General features: G+C 73.7%; 18 protein-coding genes. 10 read left to right on the forward strand and 8 right to left on the reverse strand.

Annotation, left to right across the window (positions count from 1 at the left end):
* Positions 1 to 15 precede the first annotated feature (15 nt).
* Positions 16 to 1791, reverse strand: coding sequence for a serine hydrolase domain-containing protein (locus B1H29_RS33375; RefSeq protein WP_055420398.1), 1776 nt, complete (start codon positions 1789 to 1791; stop codon positions 16 to 18).
* A gap of 88 nt (positions 1792 to 1879) precedes the next feature.
* Between B1H29_RS33375 and B1H29_RS33380 the strand changes: the two genes are divergently transcribed.
* From B1H29_RS33380 to B1H29_RS33410, 7 genes are all read left to right on the forward strand, one after another.
* Positions 1880 to 2101 carry a hypothetical protein gene (locus tag B1H29_RS33380; protein WP_055420397.1) on the forward strand — a complete coding sequence of 74 codons (222 nt, stop codon included), beginning with the start codon at positions 1880 to 1882 and terminating at the stop codon, positions 2099 to 2101.
* A gap of 168 nt (positions 2102 to 2269) precedes the next feature.
* On the forward strand, positions 2270 to 3775 hold the full coding sequence (locus B1H29_RS33385; protein ID WP_107095344.1) for an acyl-CoA synthetase: 1506 nt from the start codon (positions 2270 to 2272) through the stop codon (positions 3773 to 3775).
* Between the two features lie 49 nt (positions 3776 to 3824).
* Positions 3825 to 4664: an alpha/beta fold hydrolase gene (locus B1H29_RS33390; RefSeq protein WP_055420899.1), complete on the forward strand. Its 840-nt coding sequence runs from the start codon at positions 3825 to 3827 to the stop codon at positions 4662 to 4664.
* Positions 4665 to 4795: 131 nt separating this feature from the next.
* Positions 4796 to 5038, forward strand: coding sequence for a DUF397 domain-containing protein (locus B1H29_RS33395; protein ID WP_043377340.1), 243 nt, complete (start codon positions 4796 to 4798; stop codon positions 5036 to 5038).
* A 163-nt stretch (positions 5039 to 5201) separates the two neighbouring features.
* Complete coding sequence (locus B1H29_RS33400) at positions 5202 to 6107, forward strand: universal stress protein (protein WP_055420396.1); 906 nt, start codon at positions 5202 to 5204, stop codon at positions 6105 to 6107.
* 437 nt (positions 6108 to 6544) lie between these two features.
* Entirely contained in the window at positions 6545 to 7147 is a 603-nt protein-coding gene (locus tag B1H29_RS33405) for a CGNR zinc finger domain-containing protein (protein ID WP_199832408.1), read from the forward strand.
* 57 nt (positions 7148 to 7204) lie between these two features.
* The gene (locus B1H29_RS33410; protein ID WP_055420395.1) at positions 7205 to 7702 is read left to right on the forward strand and encodes a hypothetical protein; all 498 of its coding nucleotides are present in this window, start codon (positions 7205 to 7207) and stop codon (positions 7700 to 7702) included.
* Between the two features lie 8 nt (positions 7703 to 7710).
* Here the strand turns inward: B1H29_RS33410 and B1H29_RS33415 are convergent, their stop codons facing one another.
* Positions 7711 to 9624: an N-acetylmuramoyl-L-alanine amidase gene (locus B1H29_RS33415; protein ID WP_079160603.1), complete on the reverse strand. Its 1914-nt coding sequence runs from the start codon at positions 9622 to 9624 to the stop codon at positions 7711 to 7713.
* A 294-nt stretch (positions 9625 to 9918) separates the two neighbouring features.
* Complete coding sequence (locus B1H29_RS33420) at positions 9919 to 11061, reverse strand: aminoglycoside phosphotransferase family protein (RefSeq protein WP_055420393.1); 1143 nt, start codon at positions 11059 to 11061, stop codon at positions 9919 to 9921.
* A gap of 346 nt (positions 11062 to 11407) precedes the next feature.
* Between B1H29_RS33420 and B1H29_RS33425 the strand changes: the two genes are divergently transcribed.
* Positions 11408 to 12922 carry a DNA-binding protein NsdB gene (locus tag B1H29_RS33425; RefSeq protein ID WP_055420392.1) on the forward strand — a complete coding sequence of 505 codons (1515 nt, stop codon included), beginning with the start codon at positions 11408 to 11410 and terminating at the stop codon, positions 12920 to 12922.
* A gap of 15 nt (positions 12923 to 12937) precedes the next feature.
* Here the strand turns inward: B1H29_RS33425 and B1H29_RS33430 are convergent, their stop codons facing one another.
* From B1H29_RS33430 to B1H29_RS33445, 4 genes are all read right to left on the reverse strand, one after another.
* Positions 12938 to 14260 carry a PP2C family protein-serine/threonine phosphatase gene (locus B1H29_RS33430; protein WP_055420391.1) on the reverse strand — a complete coding sequence of 441 codons (1323 nt, stop codon included), beginning with the start codon at positions 14258 to 14260 and terminating at the stop codon, positions 12938 to 12940.
* 272 nt (positions 14261 to 14532) lie between these two features.
* A complete protein-coding gene (locus tag B1H29_RS33435; protein WP_055420390.1) occupies positions 14533 to 15552 on the reverse strand; it encodes a Gfo/Idh/MocA family protein in 1020 nt (339 codons plus the stop codon).
* Between the two features lie 118 nt (positions 15553 to 15670).
* Positions 15671 to 16765, reverse strand: coding sequence for a hypothetical protein (locus tag B1H29_RS33440; RefSeq protein WP_055420389.1), 1095 nt, complete (start codon positions 16763 to 16765; stop codon positions 15671 to 15673).
* A gap of 98 nt (positions 16766 to 16863) precedes the next feature.
* Positions 16864 to 18468: an alpha/beta hydrolase gene (locus B1H29_RS33445; RefSeq protein ID WP_055420388.1), complete on the reverse strand. Its 1605-nt coding sequence runs from the start codon at positions 18466 to 18468 to the stop codon at positions 16864 to 16866.
* 263 nt (positions 18469 to 18731) lie between these two features.
* Between B1H29_RS33445 and B1H29_RS33450 the strand changes: the two genes are divergently transcribed.
* Positions 18732 to 19442, forward strand: coding sequence for a chaplin (locus tag B1H29_RS33450; RefSeq protein WP_055420387.1), 711 nt, complete (start codon positions 18732 to 18734; stop codon positions 19440 to 19442).
* Between the two features lie 119 nt (positions 19443 to 19561).
* Here the strand turns inward: B1H29_RS33450 and B1H29_RS33455 are convergent, their stop codons facing one another.
* Positions 19562 to 20047, reverse strand: coding sequence for a nucleoside deaminase (locus B1H29_RS33455; protein WP_055420386.1), 486 nt, complete (start codon positions 20045 to 20047; stop codon positions 19562 to 19564).
* A 176-nt stretch (positions 20048 to 20223) separates the two neighbouring features.
* On the opposite strand from B1H29_RS33455, the gene B1H29_RS33460 reads away from it, so the two are divergent.
* Positions 20224 to 21183 (forward strand): SDR family oxidoreductase, encoded by a 960-nt coding sequence (locus B1H29_RS33460; protein ID WP_055420385.1) that lies wholly within the window; start codon positions 20224 to 20226, stop codon positions 21181 to 21183.
* The last annotated feature ends 74 nt before the right edge of the window (positions 21184 to 21257 follow it).

Below are 21257 nucleotides of genomic sequence, written 5' to 3' on the forward strand. Positions count from 1 at the left end.
GTCCGGACAGCACACCTAGTCGGCCGACGCCGTCCACCCCACCGCCTCGATCCGTGCCGCGTCCGCGGGGCGCGCGTCGTGGAACAGGATGTCGCCGGCCGCCTCGGCGCGCAGCCCGTCGACGTACGCCCCCCGGCCCACGTACAGCCGGTCGGTCGTGTACCGCCAGCGCAGCGTGAGCGCGCGAGCGGCCGGGAGGCCGGCGGTCAGGCGGTGCCAGACGCGGCCCGACCAACCGGTGGCCGAGCCCTCCGGGTGCTCCCGCGGCCCCTCGCCCCGGCGCGTGGTGGTGAACGGGACGGGCGCCCAGGTGGTGCCGCCGTCGGCCGTCGCCTCCAGGACCAGGGCGTCGGAGCCCGGTTCGGTGTCCCACCACAGCGAGCAGCGCAGCCGTCCCCCGCCGCCGGACGTGTCCAGCGCGGGCAGGGTGAGGGTGGCCGTCGAGGACCCGGCGGTCCCGGAGAACCACGCCGTGCGCCCGTGCGCGGGACGGACCGGCACGGCCCGCGCCATGCTGGTGCCGGCCGCGACTCTGGGGGCCGACCCGGAGCGCCAACCGCGCACGGGGTGCACCGAGTTGCCCAGCACCACCAGGAACGAGTCGGTCGTCGGGTCGAGCACCAGCGAGGTACCCGTGAAGCCGGTGTGTCCGGCGGTGCGCGGCGTGGCCATGGCGCCCATGTACCAGTGCTGGTACAGCTCGAAGCCCAAGCCGTGCTCGTCCCCCGGGAAATCGGTGTTGAAGTCGGTGAACATCAGCTCGACCGACTCCGACCGCAGGATGCGCGCCCGGCCGTAGGAGCCGCCGTTGAGCAGCGTGCGGCCGAGTACCGCCAGGTCCCACGCGCAGGAGAACACCCCCGCGTGGCCGGCGACGCCGCCGAGGCTGAAGGCGTTCTCGTCGTGCACCTCGCCCCACACCAGGCCGCGGTCGAGGCCGGACCAGGGCAGGCGGGCGTCCTCCGTGGCCGCGATCCGCGGTCTCCAGGAGGCGGGCGGGTTGTAGCGGGTGCGGTCGAGGCCGAGCGGGGCGGTGACCTCCTCGCGCAGCAGGACGTCCAGCGTGCGTCCCGTGACCTTCTCCAGCACCAGTTGGAGCGAGATCATGTTCAGGTCCGAGTACAGGTACGCCGTGCCGGGCGTGCTCACCGGCTCCTCGTCGTAGACGAGTCGCACCTTCTCCTCGTACGTGGGCGCGCGGTACAGCGGTATCCACGCCCGGAAGCCGGAGGTGTGCGTCAGCAACTGCCGCACCGTCACCTCCCGCTTGCCGGCGCGCCCGAAGTCCGGCAGGTACGAGGCGACCGGCGCCTCCAGTTCCAGCGCTCCCCGTTCGAGCTGCTGCACGGCGAGGATCGAGGTGAACAGCTTGGAGATCGACGCGAGGTCGAACACCGTGTCCTCGGCCATGGGGATCTGCCGCCCGGCGGGGAACTCGACGCCGGTGTCGGTCGCCTCGTCGTAGGCCTGGTAGCGCACCGCCATGCCGATCGGCTCGTGCAGCGCCACCGTGCCGCCCCGGCCGGCGAGCAGCACGGCGCCCGCGTACCACGGGTGCTCGGGGGAGGGGCCGAGGAAGGCCTCGGCGTCGGTGACGAGCTGGCGCAGATGACCGGCGAGCAGCCCGGCGCGCTCGGCGGAGCCGCGCCGCAGAGTGGGGCGGCGGCCCCGGTCCGCGACGGCCTCGGCCGGCCCGGCCGCGAACGGGGTGATGGCCAGCGCGCCGCCCAGGGCCAGGGCGCCGGTACCGAGTTGACGCCGTGTGAATCCGTTCGTCGCCTGTCCGGCCATCGAAGAGTCTCCCGCCACCGAAGCTGAAAGTATCTTTCCCGGATCGCCGTGCGGAGTGAAACTTTCCTGTCAGTGACGGATCGTGTCAATGGGGCGTGCGGAGTTGGCGAGCCACCACGACCCGACCGGCAAGCGTGCGGCCGGGCGGGAGGCCGCGGGGCGCGGCGCGGCTCAGCGTTCGCGCGCCCGGCCCACCCGGGGGCCGGGCGACGTCCGGACCTCGTGCTCGCAGAAGCGGGACGTCACCCACCTGTTCACCGAGCGGTGCGTCCAGCGGGATGCCCGCCGCCCGCCGCCCGCCGCCCGGTGACCGCAGCCGTCCCGGGCGTGTGCGCGTCGTGCCTCCCGACCCCTTCGGGGGAGGGGCGGCCGAGCGCGCCAAGCGGTATGCGTACGCGCCAATGACCCGGCACGAGACACTTCCGGCGCCGCGCGCACATGTCTTGACCCGCCCCGCCGACCGGCCGAGGATCATGGCATGACGCTGACGCCCGGACACGGCAGCACGGTCGACGGGGTGCTGCGCCGCAGTGCCCGACGCACCCCGGCGCGCGTCGCCGTGGAATACCGCGACCGCACCTGGACCTACGAGGAACTCGACATCGCCGTCTCCCGCGCGGCGAGCGTCCTGCTGGCGCAGGGACTGTCCCCCGGAGACCGGGTCGGCGCCTACGGGCACAACTCCGACGCCTACCTGATCGCCTTCCTGGCCTGCGCCCGCGCGGGCCTGGTGCACGTCCCGGTCAACCAGAACCTGACCGGCGACGACCTCGCCTACATCATCGGCCAGTCCGGCAGCACCCTGGTCCTGGCCGACCCGGACCTCGCCGGCCGGCTCCCTGGTGACGTACGCACGCTGCCGCTGCGCGACGACGACGGCTCGCTGCTCGCCCGGCTTGCCACCGCACCCGCGTACGACGGCCCCGAGCCGGGCGGCGAGGACCTGGTGCAACTGCTCTACACCTCGGGTACCACCGCACTGCCCAAGGGCGCGATGATGACCCACCGGGCGCTGGTGCACGAGTACCTGAGCGCCATCACCGCCCTGGACCTCGGCGCGGGCGACCGCCCCGTGCACGCACTGCCCCTCTACCACTCGGCGCAGATGCACGTCTTCCTGCTCCCCTACCTCGCGGTCGGCGCGACGAACACCGTCCTCGACGCACCCGACGGCGACCGGCTCCTCGACCTGATCGAGGCCGGCCGCGTGGACAGCCTGTTCGCGCCGCCCACCGTGTGGATCGGCCTCGCGGGCCGCGCCGACTTCGCCACCCGCGACCTCGGCGGCCTGCGCAAGGCCTACTACGGAGCCTCGATCATGCCCGTGCCCGTCCTGGAGCGACTGCGCGAACGCCTCCCGCACCTGGCCTTCTACAACTGCTTCGGCCAGAGCGAGATCGGTCCCCTCGCCACCGTCCTCGGCCCGGACGAGCACGAGGGCCGGATGGACTCCTGCGGCCGGCCCGTCCTGTTCGTCGACGCACGGGTCGTCGACGAGGACGGCCAGGACGTGCCCGACGGCACCCCCGGCGAGGTCGTCTACCGCTCCCCGCAGTTGTGCGAGGGCTACTGGGACAAGCCCGAGGAGACCGAAGCGGCCTTCCGCGACGGCTGGTTCCACTCCGGCGACCTCGCCGTGCGGGACGCGGACGGCTACTTCACGATCGTCGACCGGGTGAAGGACGTCATCAACTCCGGCGGCGTACTGGTCGCCTCCCGCCAGGTCGAGGACGCCCTCTACACCCACGAGGCCGTCGCCGAGGCCGCCGTGATCGGACTGCCCGACGAACGGTGGATCGAGGCCGTCACGGCGGTCGTCGTCCCGCGCGGCGAGGTCACGGAGGACGAACTGATCGCCCACGCCCGCGAGCGGCTCACCGCGTTCAAGGCACCCAAGGAGGTGCGCTTCGTGGACGCGCTGCCGCGCAACGCCAGCGGGAAGATCCTCAAGCGCGAGCTGCGGGACCGGTTCGCCGGTTCCTGACCCGGCGACTTTGTTGCGGGCGGGGCGGCGGACCTCGATGATCGGCGTCATGCCGACCCTCACCGCGTACGACGGGACCGAACTCGCCTACCACGTCCGGGGAACCGGCGCACCGCTGGTCGTCCTGCCCGGCGGCCCCATGCGGGCCTCCGCGTACCTCGGCGACCTCGGTGGCCTGGCGGCCCACCGCGAACTGGTCCTCCTCGACCTGCGCGGCACCGGCGCCTCCGCCGTGCCCGCGGATCCGGCGACGTACCGCTGCGACCGGCTCGTGGACGACGTGGAGGCGCTCCGCGCACACCTGGGCCTCGACCGCATGGACGTACTCGCGCACTCCGCGGGCGGCAGCCTCGCCATGCTGTACGCCGCCCGGTACCCGGAGCGCGTGGCGCGCCTCGCCCTGGTCACCGCCACCCCCAGGGCCCTCGGCATGCCCGCGACGGCCGAGGACCGGCTGGCCGCGGCCCGGCTGCGCAAGGACGAGCCCTGGTTCGAGGAGGCGTTCGACGCGTTCAGGGCATGGCTGACCGGGTCCGGCGACTTCGATCCCGTGTTCGCCCCCTTCTTCTTCGGCCGCTGGGACGACGCGGCCCGCGCCCACGACGCGCGTGCCGACCGGGAGAGCAACGACGAGGCCGGCGACGTCTACCTGTCCCCGGACGCCTTCGACCCGCCCGCCACCCGCGCCGCCCTCGCCCGCTGCGCCGCCCGGGTCCTGGTCCTCGCCGGTGAGCTCGACGGCGGCCCCCGTCCGGAACTCGCCCGCCGCTGCGCCGACGTCTTCCCGCACGCCGAGGTCGCCGTCCAGCCGGGCGCGGGCCACTATCCGTGGCTGGACGATCCGCAGTGGTTCGTACGGCGTGTGGTCGAGTTCCTCGCACAGGGCTGAGGCCACCGCCGCGCGTGCCGCGTGGGCACCGCGGCGCCGATCTTCCCAAAGCACCCTTCACGTGGCCTGTCGGCGCTCGGACCCGATCGCTAGGCTGACCCGCGGACGACGACATCGGGAGGAGCACGGACGTGGCCGAGAGCACCACCCACCAGCGCCCGCTCATGGGCTGGGACAAGCCCGAGCTGGATCTCAGCAACGCGCAGTGGCAGTCCAGCAGCCGAGGCCTGGGGGATGTCCAGATCGCCTTCGTCGAGGGGTTCATCGCCATGCGGAACAGCGGCAGCCCGGAGAGCCCCTCCCTGATCTTCACCCCCGCGGAATGGGGCGCGTTCGTGTCCGGAGCGCGGGAAGGGGAGTTCGACCTCACGTGAGACGTCCGCCGGGGAAGTGGGCCGGACCGGCCGCGTCCGGCCGATCCGGGGGTGTTCCACCCGATTTTTCGGACACGCGACCGTGAGCGACCCTTCACGGCCGAGGCCTGGGGGAGGCTGACGCCAAGAGGGGGAACGGTCGTACCCCGGAGGTGAGGACCCCATGAGCACCACCCTGCCGGTCGTCGCGGCGGTCGACGGTTCGGACGACAGCCTGCGAGCCCTGGACTGGGCCCTCGAGGCCGCCCACCGGCGCGAGACACGTCTGCGGGTGGTGCACGTGCGCCAGTACGCCGCCTGGGCGCAGACCGACGTCCTGGTCGCGGGCCCGCCGGACACCGGGGAGGACCCGGTGCTCGACCAGGCCCGCGCGCACCTGCGGGGGCGGGCCTTCGCGGTGGCGACGGAGTACGTCGGTATGGAGGGCGTACCGGGCGCCGTCCTGCCGGAACTGGGGGCCGACGCCCAGTTGCTGGTGCTCGGATCGAGGGGGCGCGGAGGGTTCGCCAGCCTGCTGCTCGGCTCCAACGGCCTGGCCGCCGCCCGCGACGCCGAGTGCCCCGTCGTCGTGGTCCCCCGCCCCGGACGCGAGGTCCACGGCGAGGCGCCCACCGAAACCGGGCCCCGGGTGGTCCTCGGCCTGCACGTGGACAGCCCCGACGAGGCCAGTGCGACCTTCGCCTTCACCGAGGCCGCGCAGCGCGGTGCCCGCCTGCAAGTGGTCGCCGCCTACCCGTGGCCGGTGCAGACCTGGGCCGCCGCGGGCCAGATGATGCCCCTGGTGATCGACGAGGTCGCCGTCGAGAGCGAGACCCGGGTGCTGGCCGACGGCTTCCTGGCCCCCCACCGGGGACGCCACCCCGACGTCCGGGCCGAACCGCTCGTGCTGCCCGGCGACGCCGCCGGGCACCTCGTCGCCGCCTCCCGCGACGCCGACCTGGTCGTCGTCGGCCGCCACCGCCGACGCCTGCTGGCCCCGGCCCGCATGATGGGCTCGGTCACCCACGCCGTCCTGCAGCACGCGGCGGCCCCGGTCGCGGTGGTACCGCCGGCTCCGCCGGAGGAGTGAGCGCGGGCCTGTGCGGCCGACGCCGTCGGTGCGGCTCCGTCCGACAGGGCGACGGACCCGGCCTGCGGGCGGTGCGGGCCCGCCGGCATCGGCCGCCGCGGGTGCCGGCCCGCCGGATCCGCGGCACGGCCCGGCCCCGGGAACCGGACGGCATCGGCCGGCACGCGACCGGGCGACGGGCCCGCCACGGTCCCGCGCGTTCTGTCCCCGTGTGCGTCCCCGGTCCGGTCGGGGGCGGGGTGCCGGGGGCTCTGGCCCGGGGAGGGGCGTCGTCGGGTCGTGGGTGTCCGGTGTCCGCGGTGCGTCGTCGGTTCGGCGCGGTGGTGGGGGTGCCGGCCACCGGCCCGGCGACGAAGACGTCGCCGGCCCCGCGCGGACGGTGCCCGGGGCGGATCGCACCGCTGTCCGGCGAACCCGGCGTGCCTATCATCGGCCCCATGCAGGACTCGCCCGGCAGGGACACCCGGATCGCCCTCGACCTCGCGCTGACCGTCCGGCACGACGGGAACGGCGCGGTCGCCGACGACCTGACCGATCCCACGGGACTCATCGTCTGGGTGCGGGCGCACCCCGACACCGTGCCGGACGCGAGCGCCTTCACCGCCGACGAGCCCGCCCTGGCCGCCGTCCGCGAGGTGCGCGCCGCCGCCCGCGCCCTCTTCGCCCGCGCCGTGCGCCCCGGCGAGCCGAGCCCCGCCGACGCCACCCGGCTGCTGCCCGTCCTCGACGCCCTGCGACGCCTGAACGAGGCAGCCGCCCGCACCCCCACCGTCCCCGTCCTGGACTGGGCCGACGACGCCGGACCGGTCGTGCGCACGAAGCCCGCGCACGGTGGCCGGCCCGACCTCGCGGCGGCTCTCGCGCGGGCCGTGATCGGCTTCCTCACCGGCCCCGACCGGCCGCGGCTGCGGGCCTGCCACGCACCGCGCTGTGTGCGCTACTTCCTCAAGGAGCACCCCCGCCAGGAGTGGTGCAAGCCGTCCTGCGGCAACCGGGCACGGGTGGCCCGCCACCACGAGCGGCAGAAGCGGACCGCCTAGCCCGGCCGGTCCCCGCCCGCACGCCGTTCGCGGGCTCCGGCCACGTACCATGGCGGCATGTCGTTCCTCCGCCGCCGCAGCGCCACGCCCGCCGGGCCCGACTTCGACGTACTGGCCATGGACCCCGGCGACTGGCCCGGGAACCTGGGCGCCGGCCTGCTGCCCGCGCCCGACGGTAGCTGCCAGGGCGTCTTCCTGCGCTACGACCTGTTCGGCGGCCGCGGCCCCGCGATGATCATCGGTAACCTGCCGACGGGCTCCCCGGCCCGGGAGGTCCCCGAGGGGGAGATCCCGTTCGAGGTCGCCCAGTTGCTGCTCGCGCTGGAGAACGACGAGGAGATCACCGTCGTCGGCGCCGAGGACGTACCGGTGATGCAGGGTGACAACCTGCTCATCGTGCGCCGCCTCAAGCTCTCCGAGAGCCGGATCTCCTGCGTGCAGTTCGACCGCAGCGACGGCGTCCTGGTGACCATCGCCGCCTGGGACCGCCCCATCACCGACGACCTGTACGCCCTGCTGAAGCCGCTCCCGGCGGAGCTTTTCCAGCAGGGCTGACCCGGCGGCTACCTCACGGTCGCGAGCGTGACGTCGGCGGCGCGCACGTAGGCGACCCGGTGGCCGTACTGGATCTCGTAGTACAGGTCCTCGCCGGTCACCACCCGGTGGGAGGCTTCGTCGAAGGTGACCGCGTAGTAGTACTCGCCGGGCACCTTCTCACCGACCACGTACTTCTGCCCCCGCGGCAGCCGGTACGGCAGCGGCGACACGGCCTGGGCCGGCACCCCCGCCGGATAGGCGGCCTTCTCCGGGTAGGCACGCCCGTACACCGGGACGCTCTCCAGGCCCTTCTTCGGGGTGATCACCCGGCCCGCGGCGGGTACCGCGGCCGGGTTCTTCCCCGGGTCGTGGAACCAGGCCTTCTGCCCCAGGTACCAGATGGCCGTCCAGTCGCCCCAGCGGTCGGCCACCGCGTACTGCTGGCCCGTGGAGACCCGGGAGGACAGGTCGTTCACCCCGGTCGTCGGAGTGGTGCCCAGGCCGATGTCCCTGATCAGCGGCGCGTTCACGTCGTGGTCGGAGTACAGGCGCACCTCGCTGGAGCCGTGCGCCGCGCAGGGCTCGCCCCGCGTCGCGCATCCGGTGTACTCGGGCCGGTTGGTGGCGTAGTCGGGGCGGATCGTCACCATGCCGGACTTCTTGCCGGCGGTGGGCTGGAAGGGGCGGCCCAGCAGCCGGAAGTAGTGTCCCCAGTCCCAGTACGGACCCGGGTCCGTGTGCATGCCAGGGATCGTCGCGGTGGTGGTGCCGGGGACGTTGCCGTGGCCGAGGATGTGCTGCCGGTCCAGCGGGACGTCGTACTTCTCGGCCAGATACTTCACCAGCCGCGCCGACGAGCGGTACATCGCCTCGGTGTACCAGGCGTCCGGGTCCGCCAGGAAACCCTCGTGCTCGAGGCCGATCGACTTCGCGTTGACGTACCAGTTGCCCGCGTGCCAGGCCACGTCCTTCGCCTTCACGTGCTGGGCGATGTGGCCGTCGGTGGAGCGCAGGGTGTAGTTCCAGGACACGTAGGTCGGATCCTGGACCATGTTGAGGACCCCGTTCCAGGCGCCCTCCGTGTCGTGCACGACGATGTACCGGATGCGCTGGGACGCGGGCCGGTCCCCCAGGTCGTGGTTGCCGTAGTCGCCGTCGCCGAACTCCTCGTACGGCGCAGGGATCCACTCGCAGGACACCGTCTTCGGGCACTCGGTGCCGTCGGCCGAGGCGGCGCGCAGGCCCGCGTCCCGCAGTTGCGAGACGTCCGGAGCCACGTCGGGACGGGCGGCCAGGGTGACGCGCTGCCCCGCGTCCGTGATCCGGCGCTCGCCCGCGCGGATCACCTCGTACACGTCGTTCGCGTACGCCGCCGCCGTCGCGGAGTCCTCCGCGCCCGAGAAGCGGGCCACCGCCCCGTACCAGTCGGCCGGGTCCGCGCTGAGCGGCTCGCCCAGTTCCCGCTGGGCGGCGGCGAGCAGTGCGGCACCGCCGGACACGTTCGCCACCGGGTCCTCGCGCAGCGCGTCGGGGCTCAGCCCGGTCAGCTCGGCCGCCTTCGCCAGCGTGGTCAGCCGGGCCGGCAGGTCGGTGGGGGCCGGGACCCGCGCCGCCGGGTGCAGCGGGGCGCGGGCGTCGTCGCCGCGCGGGTCCTCGGCACCCTCGCCGTGCGAGGCCCCGGCCAGTGCCGTGCGCGCGTCGGTGAGGTGCAGCGGGCCGTAGCCGCCGGTCACGCTCGGCGCGCCGGCGTGCGCGTCCCAGCGGGACTGGAGGTAGGAGACGCCGAGCAGGACGCTCCGCGGCACGTGGTACTCGGCCGCCGCGGCGGCGAACGCCCGCTGCAGGCGGTCCGGTGCGGGCGGTGCGTCGGAGGGGCCGGCGGCGGACGGCGCCGCGCCGAGCAGCGGCAGCAGCAGTGCCGCGGTGGCCAGGGCGGGCACGACGGGGGTTCCTCGCAAAGCGGCCTCCTGTGACGGTGGGGGGTGACGGGTCGAGCGGGGCCGAGCGTGGGTCAGTGGTACCCGGCGGTCCGACGATCCGTCAATCATGCCGCCGTAACGGCGATTTCCCATGTCAGCGGGGGTCGGGCGAGTTTCGTGGCGGCGACTCACGGGCCTGCGCGGCGTCAGTGGCGTACACCAATGGCCACTGCACGTACCCGGGAACGCAAAATCCGCGGTGGGCCCCTGAGGGACCCACCGCGGATCGTCCGACTCGTCGTACCGGCTCTCCCGTCAGCGCGTGCCGACCGCCGCGCGCACGGCCCGGCGGGCCATCTGGCAGTCGTCGTGCAGCCGGCGCAGCAGCAGCCGCTGCTCCTCGCCGGTCGGCGTGGCGCCGGGGTGGGCGGGCGCCGGTGGTGCCGGGACCGGCTCGTGCATCGAACGCTGCACGGCCGTCTCGTAGGTGCGGATCTCCCGGGTCAGCACAAGCATCAGGTTCACCAGGAACGCGTCGCGCGCGGCCGTTCCCGCCCCCTGGGCGATCTGGCTGATCTGACGGCGGGCGACCGGGGCGTCCCCGAGGACCGCCCACAGGGTCGCCAGGTCGTAGCCGGGCAGGTACCAGCCCGCGTGCTCCCAGTCCACCAGCACTGGACCCGCCGGTGACATGAGGATGTTGGACAGCAGCGCGTCACCGTGGCAGAACTGGCCCATGCCCTGGCGTCCGCCCGCGTGGGCGATGCCGTGCAGCAGCTTCTGCAGGTCGCCCAGGTCTCGGTCGGTGAGCAGCCCCAGCTCGTGGTAGCGGGAGATCCGCGCCGCGTAGTCCAACGGGGCGTCGAAGGTGCCGGCCGGGGGCCGCCAGGCGTTGAGCCGGCAGACCGCGCCGAGCGCCGCCCTGATGTCCGCCCGCGGCGGGGCTTCCAGGGGGTGTCGCTGCAGCGCCGCCACTCGCCCCGGCATCCGTTCGATCACCAGCGTGCAGTTGTCCGGATCCGCTGCGATCAGCCTCGGCACCCGCACCGGGGGGCGGTGCCGGACGAACGAGCGGTATGCCCCTATCTCGTGCCGGATCCGCTCCGCCCATGCGGGGGAGTGGTCCAGTAAGCACTTGGCGACCGCCGTGCTGCGCCCGGTCGTACCGACCAGGAGCACGGACCGTCCGTTGCGGCGCAGCACCTGGACCGGGGAGAACTCCGGACAGATCCGGTGTACGGACGCGATCGCCGTGCGCAACTGCGTGCCCTGAGGGCCGGACAGGTCGATTCTTCCGCTGAGCGGCTGGGTGCCGGGGCCCGCGCCGCGCCGCGCCCTGCCCGCCCCGAGTACCGGGGCCGCCGGACGCGCGGGGGCGAGATAGGGGCCGCCGCCCGCCGCCGGGCGGGGGTGCAGTGAACGCTGCGGGGCGGACACGGAGGACGATGCTGCGTACATGGGCGGGACAGATCCCTTCGTGTGCCTGCTGTGCCTGCCTGAAGAGCGGTGCCCCGTCCGTCCGGTCCGGAAGATCCGAACCCGGAGGTCCGATCCGGAACAGTCGTTCCGGAAGGTCCGATCCGGAAGGCCACGCCTTCTGAAAGCCGTCGCGCTACCCGCCCGGCCGCCGAGAGCCACCCTGGGGAGTAACCCCGCGGCGACCGGGTCGGGGTGGCGCATTCCTACCTGACACCCGGGCGCCCCTGGCACACCATCTGGCGCACCCTGGCGAACGGTGGCGAATAGTCGCCCGGCAACCCGCACGGGGCTACTGTCAACTCAGCCGAGAACCTGGGGGCTTGACGTGAGCGGAGAAGCCAACACCCGTCTGTCGGACCTGTTCGGCCTGGCCGGCTGGTCCAAGGGCGAGCTCGCGAGGCTGGTCAACCGGCAGGCGGCGGCCATGGGCCACCCCCAGCTCGCGACCGACACCTCGCGGGTGCGGAGATGGATCGACATGGGAGAGATCCCGCGCGATCCGGTGCCGCGGGTGCTGGCGGTTCTGTTCACCGAGCGTCTCGGCCGTGTCGTGACCATCGAGGACCTCGGTCTGGTCCGGCACGGGCGTGCGGGGAAACGGCCACGCGGCGGGAGCGAGGAGCATCCCGACGGTGTGCCGTGGGCGCCCGAGCGGACCGCGGCGGTCCTCACCGAATTCACGGGAATGGACCTCATGCTCAACCGACGCGGCTTGGTGGGCGCGGGCGCCGCGCTCGCCGCGGGATCCGCACTCAGCAGCGCCATGCACGACTGGCTGCACACCGACCCGGCCCTGGCTGCCGACGCTTGCGACCTACGCCAACCCCTGCACGCCGACCCCGCCGGGTTCGACCGCTACGAGGCCGCCCCCGTCGGGTCGCAGGAGGTGGAGGAACTCGAGCGCTCGGTCGAGGTGTTCCGCGCCTGGGACGCCGCCCGTGGCGGCGGGCTCCAGCGCAAGGCCGTGGTGGGCCAGCTCAACGAGGTGGGCGGCATGCTCGCCTACCACCACCCACCCCATCTCCAGCGGCGCCTGTGGGGCGTCGCGGCCAACCTCGCCGTCCTCGCGGGCTGGATGTCGCACGACGTCGGCCTGGAACCCACGGCCCAGAAGTACTTCGTCATCGCCGCCCACGCCGCGCGCGAGGGCGGCGACCGGCCCCGGGCCGGCGAGGCGCTCTCCCGGGCGGCCCGCCAGATGGTCCACCTGGGCCGGCCCGACGACGCGCTCGACCTGATGAAGCTCGCCAAGTCCGGTTCGGGAGAGGAGGTACTGCCGCGGACCCGGGCGATGCTCTACACCATCGAGGCATGGGCACAGGCCTCGATGGGCAAGGGCCAGGCGATGCGCCGCACCCTGGGGCGGGCCGAGGACCTCTTCGTCTCCGACAAGGCGGACGTGCCGCCGCCGGACTGGATGCAGACGTTCAAGGAGGAGGACCTGTACGGCATGCAGGCCCTGGCCTACCGGACACTCGCCGACTTCGAGCCGGGGGCCGCCGCGCACGCGCAGCACTACGCGGAGAAGGCCCTCGCCCTCAGGGTCGACGGCCGGCAGCGGTCGAAGATCTTCGACTATCTGTCCATGGCCTCCGCCTGCTTCATCGCCGACGACCCCGAGCAGGCGGATCGCTACGCGCGCCTCGCCCTGGTGTCGATGGGGTCCAACTCCTCCCGGCGGACCTGGGACCGGCTGCGTCAGATGTACCGGCTCACCGCCGAGTACGCCGGCTACCCGAAGATCCAGGAGTTGCGGGAGGAGATCAAACTGGCGCTGCCCAAGGAGAAGCCGCCCGGCAAGTCACCCAAGGGGCTGGGCGGCGGCATCGCGCCGGTGTAGTGCGGGGCGCGTCGCCTACGGCGTCACCCGGGCCACCAGTACGCAGGCGTCCGCCTGTCGCGGGGACTCGCCGAACTCCTCTGTCACGATCCGCACGCCGTCCTGTGCCGAACGCACCCCGGCCAGACGGGGAGCCAGGGAGAGGAGCCGGCGCACGTCGGCCGGCGCGAGTTCGCCGGTGTGCAGGAGCAGCAGGTCACCGGCTGCCAGGGGCGCCTCGGCCTGCCCGGACAGTCCGTGCCCCGTCCCCTCGCGGAAGAGCACCGGGACGGGGTGCCCGGTGGCTGCCCAGACCAGGGCGCGGGTGCGGGGCCGGTAGCCGCAGTACAGGGCGGAGCGCACGGGCGGCAGGGCGGTGGCCTCGAGTAACCGGTCGAGTCGGTCCTGGAGTCGCGCGGGCCGGGTGCCCGCCGACGCCAGGCCGCGCAGGGCACCGATCAACGTCGCCGGGCCCTGTGTCGCGTCGGCGCCCGGGCCGGCGAGGTCGCCGACACTGAGCAGGGTCTCGTCGTCGGCGAGTGGACAGGCGTCGTACCAGGCGCCGCACCCGGGTGCGTGAACCGTCGACGGCAGGTACCCGGCGGCCAGATCGAGGCCGGGCCGTCCCTGGTGCGGGAACCGCAGGAGGCCGTGCCAGGGCGGCGGCACGGCTTCCCGCGGTTCGACCGCGGCCCGTTGCCCGGTGTCCGCCGGCAGCGGCTGGCGCCGGAGCGAGTCACGGGTCTCGCTCACCACCCGCTCACTGCGGCGGAGTTCGCTGACGTCCCGCAGCACCGCCCACATCGAGGCGGTGCTGCCGTCGGCGTCGAGCACGGGCTCGCCCATCATGTGCACGGTGCGCACGGTGTCGTCGGGGCGCACGACGCGGAACTCGCCGTCGATGGGCCGGGCGTCGACGAGGCAGTCCGTGACCATCGCGGTCAGTTTCGGCCGGTCCTCGGCGAGTACCACGGACGGGAGTTCGTCGAGACTGAGCGGGGCGGAGGCGGGGTCGCGGCCGAGGATCCGGAAGAGCTCCCCGGACCAATGCGCTTCGTCCGTCAGCAGGTTCCACTCCGCGCTGCCGACCCGGCTGAGCAGCGAACCGGGCCGTGGCACCGGTGCGGGGCCGTCCCGGAGCTGCGCCAAGTGCTCGTCGATGTCGCTGAGTTGGTGCAGGGCCAGGTCGTACAGGGCGCGCTGCCAGCGTCCGCGGGGGTCCGTTCCGTCGTCCTGGCTGTCCCGCCGTACCGCGTCCACGTCGCCCCGCAGCCGCCGGGCCTGCGATATCAAGGCCTCGACCGAGCCGCGTCCCGGCGGCTGGGCGGCCGGGTGGTCCGCGGAGAGATGGGACGACATGACGCACTCCGATGTGCAGACGGTACGACCGAGGCGGAATGAAGGCTGGCGGAAGGACCGTTACGACTCTTGCACAGCCCGCGACGCGCCGTAAGGGATTTGGCAACACACGATACGGTGGTGCTTGCGGCATATGCCACTGTCTTCCCGGAGCGACTTCGACGCATGAACGGCGTACGCGCACCGAGTGTCAAGTCGTAGCGTTCCTACGGTACTTGAGGGGTACGGGAGCCCGGATGCGTCGTCGTCCTGGTGTTCGTCAGACCCCTGTTCTATGACAGGTCGGGTGGCGCCGGGCGGGGCGCCAGAGCGATGGGTGTGCGCGCTCCCGTCTCCAGGGCCCGTACGCCGGCCTCGGCGACCGCGGCGGCGGCGTACCCGTCCCAGGTGCCCGGCCCGGTGACCCGGCCCCGCCGGGTGGCGTCGACCCAGCTCTGCACCTCGCGGTCGTAGGCGTCCGCGAACCGTACGAGGTAGTCCTGCGCCACCTCCTCCCGGGCTCCGCCCGCCGCCGTCACCACCATGGTGTGCGCGTCCCCGATCCGGGCGCTGCCCGCCTCGCAGACGGCCTCGCAGCGCACCTCGTAGCCGAAGCCGCAGTTGACGAAGATCTCCACGTCGACCAGCGCGCCGCCCTCGGTCTCGAAGAGCACGAACTGCGGATCGAGCAGACCGTCCGGGGCGCCCGCCGACGGACGCGGCCGGAGCACGGTCACCGCGGTCAGCTCCCGCCCGAGCAGCCAGCGGGCCGCGTCGATCTCGTGCGAGACGGAGCTGGTGACCAGCATCGCGGACGTGAAGTGCGGCGGAGAGGACACGTTGCGGTGCACGCAGTGCAGCATCAGGGGCCGGCCCAGCCGACCGCCGTCCAGCAGCGACTTCAGCCGCCGGTACTCGGCGTCGTACCGCCGCATGAACCCGACCTGCGCCAGCCTCCGGCCCAGCCGCGCCTCCGCCTCCACGACGCGCAGCGCGCCCGCGGAGTCCGGCACCATCGGCTTCTCGCACAGCACCGGCAGCCCGCGCGCGAACGCCGCCAGCAGCGTCTCCTCGTGCGCCTCGCCCGGCGAGGCGATCAGCACGGCCTCGACGCCCGGCGCGTCGAGCGCGGCTTCGACGTCCGTGTGCACGGCGACCCCGTCGATGCCGCCCACGGCGTCCTTCGCCCGCTCGGCGTCGGGGTCCGCCACGGCCGCGACCCTGGCGCCGTTCACCACCCGGTCGAGGCGTCGTACGTGATCGGCGCCCATGTGCCCCGCGCCCAGGACCGCCACACCCAGAAGTTCGCTCACGCTCCGCCGGCTCCTTCCCCGTCCGCCGCACACCCGCCGAGGAGCGGGTACGTGTACCGCGAACAGGGTTTCACGGTCGTCAAGAGGAGCGGAGCCTGACGGGGCGCGGGGGCGGGCGTCAGTACCGCAGCACCCCCGCGATCCCGTCCGCCTCCCCGAGCGCGCCGTCCGGTACGAAGCGGACGTCGGCGCCGGTCTCCAGGCACTGCTCGACGATCTCGTCCACGATGTCCTCGCGGGCGTCGAGGTCACCGCCGTCCGCGGGGAGAAGGTGCTCGCCGTCGTCGCGCATCGCCACTTTGAAATTCTCCTCGACGGCCAGCAGCCGGACCCGGCCGGTGCGGGCGCTCTCCCACAACTCGTCGACGCCGGCCGCGAAGTCCTTGCGCCCGCGGGCCGCGTCCAACTCCCTGGCCACCGCCTCGACGGAGCCCCGGGCCTCGTCGTCGAGCACCGGCCGCACGGCCTGCCACACGGCCTCGGCCGTGCCGTGCGCGAGGCCCCCGTGCGGGACGAGCACCGCGTCGCGCACGGTGCTGCCGGTCTCCTCCAGCAGGGACAGCGCGGGCTGCGGGCCGGTGACGTACAGCGGCCGGGGGTGCTCGCGCAGCACCCGGCCCATCGCGGTGTCCGCGTCGCGCAGGAACCGTCGGGTGGTCTCGTCCCGGAAGGTGCTCGGCGCGTCCCCGATCCGCTCCTGGCGTTCGGGGTCGAAGTCCAGGGGCGGCCGGCGCGTCGGGAATCCGCCGGTACGCTCCTCGACGACCCGGCCGGCGCCACCGCTCCACAGCGTGACGCGGTCGGCGGCGACCGACAGCACCCAGAACGGCCGCTCGGCGGCCTGGGCGGCGACGAGGTTGCGGGTCAGGAAGGTGTCCGAGAGGACCACGCGCTCGGGGACGGAACGGGCGAGCGTCCAGACCTGGTGTTCACCCGGCGCGGCGAAGAGCGCCAGGCCGTCCTCGGCGTGCGTCAGATCGACCTCGGCGAGGGCCCGGTCGAGTTCCCGGGACACCTGCATACGCCGTTCGCGGGTGACCGCGGGATCGTCCTCGAGCTTCTTCTTGGCCTCGGCGACCGCGTTGCGCAGCCGGACGGAGTCCTGGGCGTTGTCCGGTTCGCGGCGGTGCGTCGGCGTCAGCACGGACACGGCCGGGTAGGGGCGGGGGCGCCGCAGTTCGGCGAGGGTGGCGGGACTCAGATCGTGCTCCATGTCAGCACGATAGGACCGATAGGCGTTTCGGGCATTCGGAGCAATTCCGCTCACGGTTCCGGCGTGCGGCTCGATCCGCCCGGTCCGGGCCCTTTGGATCAGCCGTCGTCCTGGGAGGTCCGGGAGGCCTCGGAGCCGCAGGAGCTGCCGTCGGGCGGCAGGGAGCCGTACAGCAGGAAGTCGTCGACCTTGCGGTGCACGCACTCGGATGACGCGTAGCCGGTGTGCCCCTCGCCCTTGTTGTCGAGGACCACCGCCGCGGGGCCGAGCCGCTCGGCCGTCTCCACCGTCCAGCGGTACGGCGTGGCCGGGTCGCCCCGGGTGCCGACGAGAAGCATCTCGGAGGTGTCGAGGTCCTTCACGTCGTCCCGGATGTAGTCGGTGCCCTTCGGGCGGCCGTAGCACATCAGCACCTGGGTGAGCCGGTACCGGCCGAAGACCGGCGAGGCCTCCTCGTACCGCGCGCGCAGCCGTCCCAGGGACCCGGCGACCTGGTCGGCGGTGGGGCGGTCCGGGTCGTCGGCGCAGTTGATCGCCATCAGGGCGGCCGGCAGGTTGTCCATCGGGACGTCCTGCGGGTCGGTGAGGCCGCCACCGGTGTCCGCGGGGCCCCGCGCGCGGACCGGGAAGGTGACGCCACCGGAGACGAAGCCCTCCAGGCCGCGGGTGTCACCGTCCTCGAGGAGCTGCCCGAGCGCCCGCTCCAGCAAGGGCCACAGCTCCTCGCTGTAGAGGGCCTGACCGATGGCGCCCACCATGTCCTGTCCGGTGAAGGGTTCGCCGAATCCCGTCGGTACCGGGTCCGCGTCGAGCGAGGCGATGACCTGTTCGACCTGGCGCCGGGCTTGGCGGGCGTCCTGTCCGAACGGGCAGGCGATGTCCTCCACGCACCAGTCGAGGAAGTTCTCCAGCGCGGTCTGCTGGCCCCGGGCACCGGCCAGCCCCTGCTCGGCCAGCGGTTCGGTCAGCGTGTCCACGCCGTCCAGCACCATCCGGCCGACCTTGTCCGGGAACTGGGCGGCGTACACCGCGCCCAGCCGGGTGCCGTAGGAGAAGCCGAGGTAGTTGAGCCGGTCGTCGCCGAGGGCCCGGCGCATCACGTCCATGTCGCGTGCCGCGTTCACCGTGCCTATGTGGGGCAGCACCGGCCCGGAGTGCTCCGCGCACTCGGCCGCCGCGTCCCGCAGGCGCCGGAGCACGTCCTGCGGGTCGGTGAGCGTCTCGTCCCCGTCCGTCGCCTCCATGATGTCCAGCGTGGCCGGACCGCAGGTGACCGGCGAGGACCGGCCGACGCCGCGGGGGTCGAAGGTCACCACGTCGTAGCCGTTGGTCAGGTGCATGAAGTCCTTGCCGCCGGCGGAGAGTTCGCTGACGCCGGAGCCGCCCGGACCGCCGAAGTTCAGCAGCACCGAGCCCCGCGAGTCACCGGTCGCCCGGTACCGGGCGAGGGCCAGGTCGAGCGTGCCGGCCTTGGGCCGGTCGTAGTCGAGGGGGACGGTGACCTTCCCGCACTGCAGGTCTTGTGGAACCTCCATGCCCTCGCACGCCGACCAGGTGATCTTCTGGTCGTAGAACCGGGACAGGGCGGGCTCGGTGTCCCGTGCGGTCGCGGCGGGCAGCCCCGCGCCCAGCAGGGCCAGGCCGAGCGCTCCGGTGACCGCGCGGCGCCGGACCGAGGGCCGAGTCGACAGCTTGGCCAGCATCGATGCCTCCCGGGCGCCCCGTCGCGGACCGGTGGTCGGCGCCCTCGATCACCATAAGCGGGCCCCGCGCACCTCGCCTCCGGGCGGTGTCCCCGGTCGCATGGAGGGCTTCGGGAGGGGGCGTACGGACGCTTTGCCGCTCGTTCGACGAAACGGCCACTCGATGGAGTGAAAGACCTATAAGCCATAACTCGGATGGTGCGCCCGCGTTCTTACCGGTGCGGGCGAGCGCCCGTGACCATGTCTGGAAGGCAGGGAACCTCATGAGAAGGGTTACCCGAAACGGTGTGTTCGCCCTCGCGGCCTCCGGCGCGCTGGCCGTGACGATGCCGGCGTACGCGGCCTTCGCGTCCGACGGCGCCGCCGCCGACGGTTCCGCGGCCGGATCGCCCGGGCTGATCTCGGGCAACACCGTCCAGCTTCCGGTGGACGTGCCGGTCAACGTCTGCGGGAACACGGTGAACGTGGTGGGGCTCCTCAACCCGGCCGCGGGCAACCGCTGCGCCAACACCGGGGAGACCGGTACGGCGGACAAGGGGACGGGCACTTCCGCCGGCAGCGGTTCGTCCGGCACCGGTTCGTCCGGGGGCGCGATCGCCGAGGGCGGCGGCGGGGATTCACCCGGCGTGCTCTCCGGCAACGGCGTGCAGGTGCCGGTCCACCTCCCGGTGAACGTCACCGGCAACAGCGTCAACGTCGTCGGCATCGGGAACCCGGCCGTCGGCAACGAGGCGACGAACACCTCCGGCGACCGCCCGGAGTCCGAGCGGCCCCCCGCGAAGCCGGAGCCGTCCGCACCGCAAGAGGAGCGTGCCCGGCCGAACCCGGTCCCGCACGCCGCCCCGCCGCAGGCGCCGGCCTCCCTCGCCCACACCGGTGCGGACCGGACCCTGCCCGCCCTCGCGGGCGGCGCGGCACTCGTGCTGGGCGGGGCCGTCCTCTACCGGCGGTTCCGGCCGGGGGCCGGGAGCTGACCGACGGCGGATGGCCCTCCGGGACGCCGAACGGCACGTCGCCGGGTCGCCGGGGGCCACCGGTGACGCCCACGGGCATCCCCCGCGGCACCCGGTGACCCTGCCGGCTGCCCTTCCGCTCAGGCCCGCCCCTGGTGGAACCGCCGGTGCAAGGCGCGGATCTCCTCGGTCAGTTCCGGCACCGGACCCGCCACGGGCACGCCGGGCGCCACCTCCGGCACCGCCAGTGGGCGTACCGGCGGTGCCGGGACGCCCAGCTCCGCCAGCCAACCGCCGAGCTGCTCCGACGAGGCGACGTACACGATGCGTCCCAGGCCCACCCAGGCGTGCGCGGCGGCGCACATCGGGCAGTGCTCGCCGGACGTGTACACCGTGGCGGCGGCCCGCTCCTCGGGGGTGAGGTGGGCGGCGGACCAGCGGGCCAGCTCGAACTCGGGGTGGCGGGTGCGGTCGCCGGAGGCCACCCGGTTGTGGTCCTCGGCCAGGACCGTGCCGTCCGCGCCGACCAGGACCGACCCGAACGGCTCGTCACCCGCCTCCAGTGCCTCGGCCGCCAGCTCCACGCAGCGGCGCAGGTACGGCAGTTCGGCGTCCTTCACGACCATGTCCCAGGTCCCTCCTCGTCCCGTGCTCCTCATCGGCAGCCTACGTCTGGCGGCGTCCGGTGAGGACACTCCTTGCTATGGGCAATCGCTCCAGTTACAGTCTCTAACTAACGCGAGTTGTCATAGCAGATCCCTCGTCGACTACGGCGCCGAGGGGCCGAGAAAAGAGGATCACCATGTCCGCCGCCACCCCGCAGCCGCACGCCACGCACACCGTCCTCGGGGCCGGCCCCGCCGGTACCGGGCTGGCCCGTGAACTGGTCCGCAGAGGCCACCCCGTCCGTCTCGTCGACCGGCGTGGCGAGGGCCCCGGCGCGGCGGGTGTCGAACGGTTCGCCGCCGACGTGAGCACGGCCGACGGTGCCCGCGCCGCCATAGGTGACGCCACCGTCGTGTACCACTGCGTCAACGTCGGCTACCACCTCCAGGCAGAGGTGATGCCGCGTGTCCAGGAAGCCGTCCTGGCGGCCGTCGAGGCGACCGGGGCCCGGCTGGTCGTACTCGACACGCTCTACCCGTACGGCGAGACCGGGGGAGCGGTGATGACCGAGGACAGCCCCTGGCAGGCGACCAGCCGCAAGGGCCGGATGCGCGCCGAGCTCGACGAGCGCTACCTCGCCGCACACCGGGCCGGCCGGGCTCGGGTGGTCCTCGGCCGCAGCGCCGACTTCGTCGGTCCCGGGGTGCTCAACTCGTCCCTCGGTGCCACCGTCTTCCCGGGCGCGCTCACCGGCGGGGAGGTCGCGGGCCTCGGCGACATCGACCTGCCGCACAGCTACACGTACATCGGGGACGTGGCGGCCGGCCTCGCGACACTCGGTGAGCGACCGGAGGGCGACGGCCGTGTCTGGCACCTGCCCACCGCGCCCGCCGTCAGCACGCGCGAGATACTCACGATGATCGAGAAGCGCGTGGGCCGGCCGTTCGGCATCACGGTGCTCGCCGAGCCCCGCCCCTTCGGCCCCTTCGACGAGCGGTTCATGGCCGAGTACGCGGAGATGTTCTACCAGCACACGGAGCCCCAGATCATGGACTCCAGCGCCTTCGAGCGGTCCTTCGGGATGGCTCCGAAGCCGCTCGCGGACACCGTGGACGCCACCGTGACCTGGTACGAGGAGTGGCTCCGGAGCCGGTGACGGCCGTACTGGTCCGGCCGCTGCGGGCGGGCGGGCCCGGTCCGCCGGAGGTCCCGGGCGTGCGCGGACCGGTC

Origin of the sequence: Streptomyces pactum, assembly GCF_002005225.1 — a bacterium.
Taxonomy (GTDB): Bacteria; Actinomycetota; Actinomycetes; order Streptomycetales; family Streptomycetaceae; genus Streptomyces; species Streptomyces pactum_A.

What these genes read in the sequence shown, in the direction of transcription:
- B1H29_RS33380 (WP_055420397.1), top strand. Translation starts at nt 1,880, where the DNA reads ATGGGGCGTGCGGAGTTGGCGAGCCACCACGACCCGACCGGCAAGCGT.
- B1H29_RS33420 (WP_055420393.1), bottom strand. Translation starts at nt 11,061, where the DNA reads ATGTACGCAGCATCGTCCTCCGTGTCCGCCCCGCAGCGTTCACTGCAC.
- B1H29_RS33455 (WP_055420386.1), bottom strand. Translation starts at nt 20,047, where the DNA reads ATGGTCGTGAAGGACGCCGAACTGCCGTACCTGCGCCGCTGCGTGGAG.
- B1H29_RS33430 (WP_055420391.1), bottom strand. Translation starts at nt 14,260, where the DNA reads ATGTCGTCCCATCTCTCCGCGGACCACCCGGCCGCCCAGCCGCCGGGA.
- B1H29_RS33390 (WP_055420899.1), top strand. Translation starts at nt 3,825, where the DNA reads ATGCCGACCCTCACCGCGTACGACGGGACCGAACTCGCCTACCACGTC.
- B1H29_RS33450 (WP_055420387.1), top strand. Translation starts at nt 18,732, where the DNA reads ATGAGAAGGGTTACCCGAAACGGTGTGTTCGCCCTCGCGGCCTCCGGC.
- B1H29_RS33375 (WP_055420398.1), bottom strand. Translation starts at nt 1,791, where the DNA reads ATGGCCGGACAGGCGACGAACGGATTCACACGGCGTCAACTCGGTACC.
- B1H29_RS33400 (WP_055420396.1), top strand. Translation starts at nt 5,202, where the DNA reads ATGAGCACCACCCTGCCGGTCGTCGCGGCGGTCGACGGTTCGGACGAC.
- B1H29_RS33460 (WP_055420385.1), top strand. Translation starts at nt 20,224, where the DNA reads ATGTCCGCCGCCACCCCGCAGCCGCACGCCACGCACACCGTCCTCGGG.
- B1H29_RS33445 (WP_055420388.1), bottom strand. Translation starts at nt 18,468, where the DNA reads ATGCTGGCCAAGCTGTCGACTCGGCCCTCGGTCCGGCGCCGCGCGGTC.
- B1H29_RS33410 (WP_055420395.1), top strand. Translation starts at nt 7,205, where the DNA reads ATGTCGTTCCTCCGCCGCCGCAGCGCCACGCCCGCCGGGCCCGACTTC.
- B1H29_RS33405 (WP_199832408.1), top strand. Translation starts at nt 6,545, where the DNA reads ATGCAGGACTCGCCCGGCAGGGACACCCGGATCGCCCTCGACCTCGCG.
- B1H29_RS33385 (WP_107095344.1), top strand. Translation starts at nt 2,270, where the DNA reads ATGACGCTGACGCCCGGACACGGCAGCACGGTCGACGGGGTGCTGCGC.
- B1H29_RS33440 (WP_055420389.1), bottom strand. Translation starts at nt 16,765, where the DNA reads ATGGAGCACGATCTGAGTCCCGCCACCCTCGCCGAACTGCGGCGCCCC.